The sequence below is a fragment of the Candidatus Accumulibacter propinquus genome (genome assembly GCF_056856495.1).
In genome coordinates this window covers 404,577-416,416 of the sequence record NZ_JBSEHC010000001.1, presented here as the reverse complement: position 1 = coordinate 416,416, position 11,840 = coordinate 404,577, and the positions used below count along the sequence as shown (strand labels likewise).

Here is an 11,840-nt window from a genome sequence, read left to right as displayed (position 1 = left end):
TGAAAGAATATTCGTATGTTTGCTTTAGGCCGCGCTGGCCCCATCTACGGGCAGCACTTCAATTTGTCGCTGGGGTCTTGCTGCGCCTCCATATCGAATTCGCATCATTTCAAGCATTGCTGACTTAACGCCCGTTGAGACCACCGATTTCAACTCCTCGTTTTCAAGTTCGAGGTTTTGGTCGATATAATCGGTAATGTAAGTGTAGTTGGTATCCGATTCTTCCTTAGTAGTTGTTGGAAGAATCACTGCTGCAGCGACCAAACGTACGTAAGCATCTGCCAATTGATCCTTCGCGTTTCTTGCAATGAACCATCTTCTCCCCAACTCAAGTAGGAGCGCAACGATTGCCAAGAGAACACCCGTTACAAGATTTTCCAGCAGTGGTAGCTTCTCGCCCTGCTTGACCAAAGGGGTTGTTATCCAGATGCCCCAATTGGCAAGAAGTCCAACAGCAGTTAGTATGATCGAAACCAGAAGAGCGATTAAGAAGACTCCAAAAAGCCAGCCGCGCATGATTAATGCCCCCCCGGTGTGTAATCCGGGCCGAAACGGCGACCAATAATTTCCTCGATGGCAGCCGCCTCCGCCTTGGAAAGTGCAAAGTTTGTACCAATTGCCATCCGGAATATAAGATGATCCCGGAGTAGTGGAATGGCTTGCATCACGGAGGCCGGGATGTGTTCTGGAAGGCGCTTCCTGTATAATATCCTGACCCCCGCTCCCCAGTTTTCGTGGTATTCCGGCTCCCCCTGCATAATTCCCCAAGCGTAGATGCCGCGTCTGCTCGTTTCTCCCGATCGCCAGAGGAAAACAACATCACCAGCGTGCATCAGTTCGCGGTAGCGGCTTACAAGCCAAGTCTCCTGTTTGCCATCGTCAACTTTACTGCGATCAGCGACGTCAAAACGGGTTGGGTTTCCTTGGAAGATCCAGTAGTTCATATTTTTTGGCTTTGATAAAATCCATTTGGCGACTGTTGCGAGAAATGGTTGATCTGTTTCTGGTTAATCACTATTATCTTCAACCGTCGCTCGTGTTGAAATAGTTCATGCGCGCGGCCAAACGTTCGAGGTAACCGGGCCGCGGAGGCGAGCGAGGGGTCAGCCATCACCGGCTAGCTAGAAGAGCGTCTTGGTGATCTTGTCAACACCATCAATGAGTTCGGCGATCTCCTCTTTCGTCGGGTCTCGGTGTTTACTGTGATCGCATAGATTGCGCAGATCCCCCAAGCGCTGGATGTTTCGCCAAGCTGGAACATCTAGGATAGCGCCGTTCTTGAGCAAGTCATTGAAGTCGCTGATGGTTGGATGTTGCTTCTTCGTGGCGATGGCGTGGTTCGCCACAACCTGACCAAGATGCTTCTCAAGGACGACGCCAGCGACTGCTCCGGCGGCTCGGTGAAACCCATTCTTAGAGAGCTCACGTGCCGCGTCGAGTTCAGAGTCAAATAGATCCGCCTGTACTAGCTGCTTTATGTCGAATAGCGAACTCTTAAACCTTGCCTGAACCGCACTAAGTATTAAAGTCTGCGTATTGAACCGTAAGGACACAATTGCAAGATCGTTGAATATTTTGTCGGCTGTTCCTTTCGCAGTGTTTGCACGAACCCCATTTAACCAATCCTGAATGTGGTATGTCTGAAGTTCTGTTGTCTTTCGTTTCCCGTCCCCTTTGTAGAGTTCTTGAAACTCAGACGACCGATCCGGGATCAGCTGGCGGATGACCGAGCCTGCCTCTGTGTACCATGCCTGATAGTTATCTTCAAATGCATCTTTGACCTTCTCGTACATCTCCTGATGTTCTTTCGACAGCTTTCCGACCTCGGCGCGATGTCGAAATACCAAGTCGAGGTGCATCTTACTGCCCAGCGCGACCAGCTTATCGAGGTCGGACTTGTATTTGGAGAGGTTGGTGGTCATCGCGTGGTAGTTTGTGGCTATCTTTGTGAAGCGATCTGTAAGGTAAGAAGTCTTTCGTGTTTTTAGGAACGTATTTGCCTGGCTAGGAGCCTCTGAAGATCGAAAAACTTATCCGAGAGCGCTTATCGGGAGACAAGTTTGCGCCACAACTCCGGCGCCGGCTCCCTGATGCTGCATCATGGTTCGCGTTGAAGGCCTCTCCGTAGCAGCACTGGCGTCGTGTGCCCGCGTTGCGACACTGTACTAAAAAACCGCGTAAAGCGGCACGGCGACATGGTGGTTATTGCGCCCCCTGCGAATGCCTCTACCCCTTCGCGGCGACATCGCCACCGCTCGAAGTGGATACTGGCACATCAGGACTCCCAACCAGCCAGCTACTGCGATCGCTGCCAACCGATCAGCCCACGGGGTTCCATCAAGTATCCGTCAATGCGGTGCACTGGCTAACCTGATTGGCTTGCTTGTGCGATGGCGCCATGCCGACTCCAGGAATGCGGCGCACAGAGAACCGAGCACAGGGAGACCGGACTACCCTCCGCAAGACCCGCCCACACCCGAAGCTCTTCTGAAACCGTCGGCCAGCAGCATGGTGGGAAGCATCAATAACCCCGTGCCGGGTTCAGGCACCGATGCCGCAACTTGCGCAAGATCCCAGGCGCCCAGCCAATACGGCGGGGCGTTGGGATTGGCGTTGCCGCCGCAGAGGTCACCGAGCGAGTCTGGACCGAAGTTGAGTTGACCCAGTGCATCACTGAGCAGGACATCGTCTGCAGGTCCGCTCCCGAAGAAATTGAGGGGAGCGTCAGCCGCCTGTCTTCAGGCCGACGGCGCTCGACAGCGGCGCACCGCCGTCAGAATCCCGCGCAGGATCTCGAGCGGCGGTGGCGGGCAGCCGGGCACCGCGACATCAACCGGGATGACATTGGCCACGCGACCGCAAGTCGCGTAGCTCTCGCCGAAGATGCCGCCGTCGCAGCCGCAGTCGCCGACGGCGACGACCAGTTTCGGTGCCGGGGTGGCGTCATAGGTCCGGCGCAAGGCCTCTGCCATGTTGCGCGTCACGGGTCCGGTGACCAGCAGCAGGTCGGCGTGGCGAGGGCTGGCGACGAACTTGATGCCCAGGCCTTCGAGGTTGGTGTAGGGATTGTTCAGGGCGTTGATTTCCAGCTCGCAGCCGTTGCAGGAACCGGCATCGACCTGGCGAATGGTCAGCGCCTGGCCGAGAATGGCCAGCAGTTCGTCTTGAATCTCTGCGCCTTGCGCGCGCAGGGCGTCGCTGCACGCGGGCGCGGCCTCGCTGCAAATGCCGTGGCGTGCGATCTGTCTGAGGATGCGCCACATCAGAGGTCGTGTCCCGAGTAGCTGAGGTTGAAGGACTTGTTGATCAGCGGAAAGTCGGGGACGATGTTGCCGATCACCGCGTGTTCGAGCACCAGCCAGTTCTGCCAGGAGGGATCGTGGACGTGGCAGCGACGGATGGCCTGCGCGCCACGCTCGCCGTCCCATTCGAGCGCGACGAAGACCTCGCCGCGCCAGCCTTCGACCCAGCCGGCGCCAAACGCGGCCTGCTCGGGCAGACGCAGTGGGCTCTGTGTCGCGCCGGCGCCAGGCCTGGCGAGCAGCAGGCGCAGCAGGCGCAGGGATTCGAGTAGCTCGTCAAAACGCACGCCGACGCGCGCCGCGACGTCGCCCTCGCGACGCGTGGCGATGCGTACCGCCAGCCGGTCGTACGGTGGCCAGTACTGGTCGCGGCGCAGGTCGGCGGCCTGCGCGCTGGCGCGGCCGGCTAGGCCGGTAAGCCCGAGTTGGGCGGCCAGTTCCGGCGTCACCCGCCCGGTGGTCATGAAGCGGTCCTGCAAGCCGGCGTGCCCGTCGTACACCTGGCGCAATTCCAGCACTTCGCGTTCGATCACGTCGCACTGGCGTGACAGGCGGTTGGCGACCACGCCGTCAATGTCCGACGCGACGCCGCCGGGGAGCACGCAGTCCATCATCAGGCGATGTCCGAAGGCCTCCTGCGACAGGCGCAGCCAGTCTTCCCGGAGTCGCGAGAACTGCGCCAGTCCGAAGGCGAAGGCGGCGTCGTTGCCGAGCGCGCCGAGATCGCCGAGATGGTTGGCAACGCGTTCGCGCTCGAGCAGCAGCGCCCGCAACGAGCCGGCCCGCTCGGAGATCTCGCAACCCGCGAGCGACTCCAGGGCCATGCAGAAGGCCCAGGCGTAAGCCACCGTCGAATCGCCGGAAATCCGTCCGGCCAGGCGATGCGCCTGCAGCGGCGGCAGTTCGGTGAAGCGCTTTTCGACGCCCTTGTGCGTATACCCCAGGCGTTGTTCCAGGCGCAGCACTTTCTCGCCAACCACCGCAAAGCGGAAGTGCCCCGGTTCGATGATGCCGGCGTGTACCGGTCCGACGGGGATCTCGTGCACACCGTCGCCTTCGACACGCACGAATGCATACTCGCTTGTGCCCAGGGGGTCTTCCGGCAGCGGAGTTGCTGCGCCCCCTTCCCGACGCAGTGGAAACCCCTGCACCGGCCAGGCGCCGTGGTCCAGCCATCCGCGCCGGTCGGCGGCCCCTTCGGCGCTCACCCCCAGCAGGTCGGCCGTGGCCCGCTGCATGCGTGCCGCGCAGGGAAAGAACGGCGCCAGGTCCGGATAGCCTGGGTTCCGTTCGCCAAGCGGCAGATCCAGCCAGAGCAGGCCGTCGGCAAGGACATAGGCCGCCGAGACGACCAGTCCGCCGGCGGCGCCGCGGCGGCGATCGGAGCCCCACAGGGACAACAGCCGTCCGCCGGCCGTGGACAGCGTCTGGGCGACCGCCCGCCAGGTCTCGGCGCGGACCGAGGCACGCCACATCGGCAGCGCGACCGGCAGGCGTTCGACATCCAGACCCAGGTCGGAGATCAGCACCCCTCAACCTCCCATCATTCGCGCCGCCTGTCGATACCAGTCGTCCAGGTACGGCGGGATATACAGACCCAGCATGAGGCCCAGACCAAGGTGCGCAAACACCGGCAGCAGTGCCGGTGGGTGCGCCAGCGGCCGGACCGACGTTTCACCGAAGACCATCGGCTGCACGCGGCTGAACACGGCGGCGAAGGCGACGCCCAGCGCCAGCAGCAGGAAGGGGGTGGCCCACGGCTGCTCGCGCATGGCGGTGGTGAGAATCAGGAATTCGCTGGCGAAGACGCCGAAGGGCGGCATGCCGAGGATCGCCAGCGAGCCGAGCATCAAGCCCCAGCCGACGGTCGGGCTGACCTTGATCAGGCCGCGGATGTCGGCCATGTTCTGCGTCCCGGCCTTTTGCGTCGCGTGCCCGACCGCGAAGAAGATGCCCGACTTGATCAGCGAATGCACGGTCATGTGCAGCAGCCAGGCGTAGTTGGCGATCGGTCCGCCGATGCCGAAGGCGAAGGTGATCAGCCCCATGTGTTCGATCGACGAATAGGCGAACATGCGCTTGACGTCCTTCTGCCGCGACAGGAAGAAGGCCGCCACGACCACCGACAGCAGGCCGAAGGCGATCATCAACTGACCGGCGAGGGGGCTGTGCAGCGCGCCGTCGGTAAGCACCTTGCAGCGCAGCAGGGCATACACCGCGACGTTGAGCAGCAGGCCCGAGAGCACCGCCGAAACCGGCGTCGGTCCCTCGGCGTGCGCGTCGGGCAACCAGTTGTGCATCGGCACCAGACCGACCTTGGTGCCGTAGCCGATGAACAGGAAGGCAAACGCGAGGGTGATGATCGCCGGGTCGAGTTGCGCCTTGACGGCGTCGAGATTGGTCCATAGCAGCGCGCCCCCCTCGGTGCCGATGACCTTTTCCGCCGCCATGTACAGCAGCACGGTCCCGAACAGCGCCTGCGCGATGCCGACGCCGCAGAGGATGAAGTATTTCCAGGCGGCCTCCAGGCTCGCCGGTGTGCGATAGACGCTGACCAGGAGAACGGTGGTCAGCGTCGCCGCCTCCATCGCCACCCACAGGATCCCCAGATTGTTGGTCGTCAGCGCGATCAGCATGGTGAAGCTGAACAATTGATACATGCTGTGGTAGAGGCGCATGCGATTCGGCGTCATCTTGCCGTGATCGCGTTCGACACGCATGTAGGGGCGCGAGAAGATGGCGGTGGTGAGGCCGACGAAAGCGGTCAGGGTGACCAGGAACACGTTCAGCGGATCGATGTAGAACTCGCGATTCCAGGCGAAGAGCGGGCCGCCGGCAATGACCTCGGTGGTGAGCACACAAGTAGCGACGAAGGTCCCCAGGCTGAAGGCGACATTGATCTCGCGTCCGGCGTCGCGGTGCCCGCTCAGGGCGAGAACGACGCTGCCGAGCAAGGGAATGCCGAGAACGAAAAACAGCGTCGCCAATTCAGTCTTCCTTGAGCTTTTCGAGGTGGCTGATGTCCAGGCTGTCGAACTGTTCACGGATATGGAACAGGAACACGCCGAGGATCAGGATCCCGACCAGGACGTCGAGGGCGATGCCGAGTTCGACGACCATCGGCATGCCGTAGGTGGCCGAGGTGGCGGCGAAGAACAGCCCGTTCTCCATCGACAGGAAGCCGATCACCTGCGGCACCGCTTTCGAACGGGTGATCATCATCATGAACGAGAGCAGCACGCAGGCGAGCGCAATGCCGAGCGTGCCGCGGGCCAGGCTGACCGACAGCTTGGAGATCGGCAGCGCCAGGTTGAAGGCAAAGATCACCAGCGCGATGCCGATGATCATCGTCATCGGGATATTGATCAGCGTCTCGACATCCCAGCGCACATCGAGGCGGGTGATGACGCGATGCAGCAGCAGCGGGATGACGATCACCTTGAGCAGCAGCGTGATGCCCGCCGAAATGTAGAGGTGGGGTTGCTGCGTGGCATAACCGACCAGCACCGTCGCCGCCACCAGGGTCGCCCCCTGTGCCGTAAACAGGTGAATCAGCGACAGGATTCGCCGCTGCGAGATCATCGCGAACGACAGCATCAGCAGGATCGCCGCCAGGAGATTGATCAGTTGTCCGACGAGTTCGGTCATCTCAGCCGCCCAGCAGGATGTTGACCAGCATGCCGATCACCGCCAGGAGAAATGCGGTGGCCAGAAACTCCGGGACGCGGAAGATGCGCATCTTGGCACTGAGGGTTTCGAGCAGGGCGAGCAGCGCGCCACCGATCGCCAGCTTCAGGATCAGCACCGGCATCGCCAGCAGCAGCGCCAGTGGCGCCTCGGCCTCGGCAATACCCCAGGGGAAGAACAACGCCAGACCGATGCACGAGTAGGCGAAGAGTTTCAGGCTCGCGGCCCATTCGAGCAGAGCCAGGTGACGTCCCGAGTATTCGAGGATCAGCGCCTCGTGAATCATCGTCAGTTCGAGATGGGTCGCCGGGTTGTCTACCGGCACGCGCGCGTTTTCGGCCAGGGAGACCATGGTGAACGCCACGCCGGCGAGAGCCAGACTCGGATAGATGGCCAGTTCGCGATGCGCCAGGGTCTCGACGATGGTCGTCAGCGAGGTCGATTTCGAGATCAGCGAAGCCGAAAACAGCACCATCAGCAACGCCGGCTCGGCCAGGAAACCGATCAGCATCTCGCGCCGGGCACCGAGCGTGCCGAAAGAGGTGCCGACATCCATCGCCGCCAGCGAAATGAACACCCGCGCCAGGGCAAACAGGCCGACCAGCGCAATCGCATCGGCCGCCGGCGACAGCGGCAGATCCGTTGACAACGTCGGAATGATCGCGCAGGCCAGCGCCATGCAACCGAAGACGATGTACGGTGCGCCGCGAAACAGCGGCGAGGCGTGCTCGGCAACCACCGATTCCTTGTTGAACAGCTTGTGCAGCATCCGGTAGGGCTGCAGCAGGCCCGGCGCCGAGCGGTTCTGCAGCCAGGCGCGCCACTGGTTGATCCAGCCGCCGAGCAAGGGCGCCAGCAACAGCGCCATGACGATTTCCAGCAGCTGCGAGACTGCTCCGAGGCCGGTCATTGTTTGACCACCGCCAGCACGATCATCAGGGTGACGAAGCTGTAGAGCAGGTACACCGCGATCCGCCCCTGCTGCAGCAGTCCGATCAGCCGCGCCAGGCGCTCGACGAGAGCGGCCAGTGGCAGGTACAGCCAGTGCCAGAAGTGGTCACCGACGTGGACACGATAATGCGGCGCCGCGTCGAACGGGCTCGGCAGTTCCCGCTCCATGCGGAAGAAGGGTTCGAAGATCTGCCGTATGGGTTGACCGAAGCCCTCGGCGGTGTCCTGCATGCGCGCGTTCTGCCACGGATAGCCGCAGTCCCAGGGCGCCGCGCGCCGCAGACGGCCGTGGTACAGCAGGCGTACCAGCAGGAAAGCCAGCGCGAAGCTCGCCGCGACCCCGAGCAGGAAGATCGCCGGCCCGTAGCTCGCGCGCTCGATGGCCACCGGCACCAGCAGCCAGCTGCCGGCAGCGATCGCCTCGCCCATGCCGGCGCCGACCAGCAATTGCGTCACCGGATCGATGACGGCAATGAACTGTACCGGACACAATCCCAGCACCAGGCAACCCGCGGCCAGCCAGAGCATGCCCAGCCGCTCCCAGCCGCTGGCGTCATGCGCCTGCGCCAGCCGCTCCTCGCGCGGCTGGCCGAGGAAGATGACGCCGAAGAACTTGACCATGGTATAGCCGGCGAGCGCGGCGATCAGCGCGATCAGTGCCGCCACCACCGGGATCAGCATGTTCAGGAAGGCACTCGGCAAGCCCGGCGAGAACAGGAAGCTCTGCAGCAGCAACCACTCGGAGACGAAGCCGGCGAACGGCGGCAGGCCGGCGCTGGCCAGAACGCCGAGCAGCATCAGCCAGGCCACCCAGGGCATGTAACGGATCAGCCCGCCCAGCTTGCCGAGATTGCGCTCGCCGGTGGCATGCAGGACCGCGCCGGTGCCGACAAACAGCAGGCTCTTGAAGAAGGCGTGACCGGCGACATGGTAGAGCACCGCGGTCAGCGCCAGCGCCGCCATCGGCTGCATGCCGTAGGCGGAAAACAGGACCGCGAGGCCGATGCCGGAGAACAGCAGACCGATGTTCTCGATCGACGAATAGGCCAGCAGGCGCTTCATATCGACCTGTACCGCCGCGAAAACGACGCCGAACAACGCCGTCGCCAGTCCGACCGTCAGCAACAGCAGGCCCCACCACCAGATCGGCGTCTGCAGGAGGTCGAAGAGAACGCGCAGCACACCGTAGATCGCGGTCTTCAACATCACCCCGCTCATCAGCGCGGACACCGGCGAGGGTGCGGCGGGATGCGCCTCGGGCAGCCAGACGTGCAGCGGCAGGATGCCGGCCTTGGCGCCGAAACCGAACAACGCCAGCAGGAAGGCCAGCGACGCCCAGAACGGGGAAAGCTGCTGGGCGCGCATGTTGGCGAAGGTATAATCACCGCTGTTCGCCTGCAGCACGCCAAAGCACAACAGGATGCCGATGGCGCCGATATGCGCGACCAGCAGATAGAGGTAACCGGCACGCTGGATCTCGACGATGCGGTGATTGGCGGTGACCAGGAAGAACGAGGACAGGGCCATCGTCTCCCACATCACCATGAAGGCGTAGGCGTCGTCGGCGAGCACCACCAGCACCATGCTCGCCAGAAAGAGGTGATACTCGAAGGCCAGCAAACCGGGCGGCGTGCCTTCGCCCTTGCGGAAGTAGCCGGCGGCAAACGCCGACACGCCCACCGAAATGCCGCCGATGACCATCAGGAAGAACGCCGACAGGCTGTCGAGGCGAAAATGGAACGGCAACTGCGGCAATCCGATCGGCAGCACGGCGACTTCTGGAGCACCCTGCAGCGCACTCAGGGCAATGCCGAGCAGCGCCAGGCCGCCGGCGCCGCCGACCGGAAACAGGACCCTCGCCACCAGCGTCAAACGGCGCAAGGCAAACACGCCGACCACCGCGATCAGCAGCCACGCGGCAACGACCAGCAGCACCCAGTCCAGATGTACCCAAAGTGTCGCGGCGTGCAGCCCACCGGCCGTCACGATCGGCGGCACCCGCTGGTGGTAAGGATCATGCCGTTCAGACCTCCCGAAAAAACCCGCTTGCAGTCGAGGAAGACGAGGCTTGTCAAGTGTTTGTCCTGACCGAACCCGGCCGAACCGACCCGTATTCTGCTACCGTTTTAATTTGAGAGCAATACCATTTGTTCCTGATACTATTCTGATGATACTTTTATTAACATACAACGCACTCACATGGAAAATCGCACCGCACGCCTCACGATCCTCATCGACCCTCGCAAGAAACAAATCTTCGAGGAGATCTGCGCCGCGCATGACCTGACGCCGTCACAGGTGGTCCGCAAGTTGATTCGCCAGTACGTCATCGACAACGCCGGCGACCGTGAACTGCCGGACTGGCTGCGCGCACGCCCTGCTGCCGACCGCGACGGCTGAGCGGCGCCAAGCGCGCGCCCGGCCGGGCCGGCGCGGTTTCCCGACACGACGACTATCGTCCTGGCCCGCCGACACCGACATTTCGAAGTGCTAAGATTCGCGTTCGTCCAGACACCGCGCCAACCACCAAGGGAGATGCTGCATGAAACTCGAAACGCTCGCCGTCCACGCCGGCTACAGCCCCGAACCGACGACCAAGGCGGTCGCCGTACCGATCTACCAGACCACCTCCTATGCCTTCGACAGCACGCAACACGGCGCCGACCTGTTCGACCTCAAGGTGGCCGGGAACATCTACACCCGGATCATGAATCCGACCCAGGATGTGCTCGAAAAGCGCGTGGCGGCGATGGAAGGCGGCATCGCTGGCCTCGCGCTGGCCTCGGGTCAGGCGGCGATCACCTACGCGATCATGACCATCTCCGAAGCCGGCGACAACATCGTCTCGGCATCGACGCTGTATGGCGGCACCTACAACCTCTTCGCCCACACCCTGCCGCAGTACGGCATCGAAGTCCGCTTCGCCAACCACGCCGATCCGGCGAGTTTCGAAAGACTGATCAACGGCAAGACCAAGGCGCTGTACTGTGAGTCGGTCGGCAACCCGCTCGGCAACATCACCGACTTCGAGCAACTCGCCGAGATTGCGCACCGCCACGGCGTGCCGCTGATCGTCGACAACACCGTTCCCTCACCGTATTTGTGCCGCCCCTTCGAGCATGGCGCCGATATCGTCGTACACTCGCTGACCAAGTATATCGGCGGCCATGGCAACTCGATCGGCGGCATGATCGTCGACAGCGGCCGCTTCCCATGGGCCGAGCACAAGCTGAAGTTCAAGCGCCTCAACGAGCCCGACGTCTCCTACCACGGCGTCGTCTATACCGAAGCCCTGGGCCCGGCGGCCTTCATCGGGCGCGCGCGCGTGGTACCGCTGCGCAACATGGGCGCCGCCATCTCGCCGCTGAACAGCTTCCTGATTCTGCAGGGCCTGGAGACGCTGCCGCTGCGCATGGATCGCATCTGCGCCAACACCGAAAGGATCGCCGCTTACCTGCAGGGCCACGCCAAGGTGGCATGGGTCAATTACGCCGGTTTGCCCGATCATCCGGACCATGCGCTGGTCCAGAAGTACATGGAGGGCAAGGCTTCCGGGATCCTCACCTTTGGCGTCAAGGGTAGCGACTGCAGCGGCGCGGAGGCGGGCGCGCGCTTTCAGGATGCACTGCAGTTGTTCACCCGGCTGGTCAACATCGGCGACGCCAAGTCGCTCGCCTGCCATCCGGCATCGACCACGCATCGCCAGTTGGGAGCGGCGGAAATGGCCAAGGCGGGCGTCTCCGAGGAGATGATTCGCCTCTCCGTCGGTATCGAGCATATCGACGATCTGGTCGCCGACCTGGAACAGGCGCTGGCCGCCGCCTGACCGGCGCTGTCCTGGATTCTTCCGGGGCAGCAACGCACCAGGGGCGTCGCGGCGAGCGCACGGCCAAGTTTTGG

General features: G+C 62.5%; 11 protein-coding genes. 2 read left to right on the top strand and 9 right to left on the bottom strand.

Annotation, left to right across the window (positions count from 1 at the left end; genetic code table 11):
• Window positions 1-24 precede the first annotated feature (24 nt).
• The 9 genes from AC15MQ_RS01870 to hyfB all read right to left on the bottom strand — a co-directional run bounded on the left by AC15MQ_RS01870 (window position 25) and on the right by hyfB (window position 9,926).
• Window positions 25-516 (bottom strand): hypothetical protein, encoded by a 492-nt coding sequence (locus AC15MQ_RS01870; protein WP_483079143.1) that lies wholly within the window; start codon window positions 514-516, stop codon window positions 25-27.
• Window positions 517-518: 2 nt separating this feature from the next.
• Window positions 519-944 carry an EVE domain-containing protein gene (locus tag AC15MQ_RS01865; RefSeq protein ID WP_483079142.1) on the bottom strand — a complete coding sequence of 142 codons (426 nt, stop codon included), beginning with the start codon at window positions 942-944 and terminating at the stop codon, window positions 519-521.
• A 177-nt stretch (window positions 945-1,121) separates the two neighbouring features.
• On the bottom strand, window positions 1,122-1,922 hold the full coding sequence (locus tag AC15MQ_RS01860) for a hypothetical protein (protein ID WP_483079141.1): 801 nt from the start codon (window positions 1,920-1,922) through the stop codon (window positions 1,122-1,124).
• 816 nt (window positions 1,923-2,738) lie between these two features.
• Window positions 2,739-3,263, bottom strand: coding sequence for an NADH-quinone oxidoreductase subunit B family protein (locus tag AC15MQ_RS01855; protein ID WP_287670703.1), 525 nt, complete (start codon window positions 3,261-3,263; stop codon window positions 2,739-2,741).
• Window positions 3,263-4,777, bottom strand: coding sequence for a hydrogenase large subunit (locus AC15MQ_RS01850; protein WP_483079228.1), 1,515 nt, complete (start codon window positions 4,775-4,777; stop codon window positions 3,263-3,265). The genes AC15MQ_RS01855 and AC15MQ_RS01850 overlap by 1 nt, the downstream gene beginning before the upstream one ends.
• 57 nt (window positions 4,778-4,834) lie before the next feature.
• The gene (locus tag AC15MQ_RS01845; protein WP_483079140.1) at window positions 4,835-6,289 is read right to left on the bottom strand and encodes a hydrogenase 4 subunit F; all 1,455 of its coding nucleotides are present in this window, start codon (window positions 6,287-6,289) and stop codon (window positions 4,835-4,837) included.
• Window position 6,290: 1 nt separating this feature from the next.
• Complete coding sequence (locus tag AC15MQ_RS01840; protein WP_483079139.1) at window positions 6,291-6,950, bottom strand: formate hydrogenlyase; 660 nt, start codon at window positions 6,948-6,950, stop codon at window positions 6,291-6,293.
• A gap of 1 nt (window position 6,951) precedes the next feature.
• Window positions 6,952-7,899 carry a respiratory chain complex I subunit 1 family protein gene (locus tag AC15MQ_RS01835; protein WP_483079138.1) on the bottom strand — a complete coding sequence of 316 codons (948 nt, stop codon included), beginning with the start codon at window positions 7,897-7,899 and terminating at the stop codon, window positions 6,952-6,954.
• Window positions 7,896-9,926 carry a hydrogenase 4 subunit B gene (gene hyfB, locus AC15MQ_RS01830; RefSeq protein WP_483079137.1) on the bottom strand — a complete coding sequence of 677 codons (2,031 nt, stop codon included), beginning with the start codon at window positions 9,924-9,926 and terminating at the stop codon, window positions 7,896-7,898. Before hyfB ends, AC15MQ_RS01835 begins: the two co-directional genes overlap by 4 nt.
• A gap of 213 nt (window positions 9,927-10,139) precedes the next feature.
• On the opposite strand from hyfB, the gene AC15MQ_RS01825 reads away from it, so the two are divergent.
• Together AC15MQ_RS01825 and AC15MQ_RS01820 are read left to right on the top strand one after the other, a co-directional pair.
• Entirely contained in the window at window positions 10,140-10,340 is a 201-nt protein-coding gene (locus AC15MQ_RS01825; protein WP_287653089.1) for a CopG family transcriptional regulator, read from the top strand.
• A gap of 142 nt (window positions 10,341-10,482) precedes the next feature.
• Window positions 10,483-11,766: an O-acetylhomoserine aminocarboxypropyltransferase/cysteine synthase family protein gene (locus tag AC15MQ_RS01820; protein WP_287670698.1), complete on the top strand. Its 1,284-nt coding sequence runs from the start codon at window positions 10,483-10,485 to the stop codon at window positions 11,764-11,766.
• Window positions 11,767-11,840: the final 74 nt, after the last annotated feature.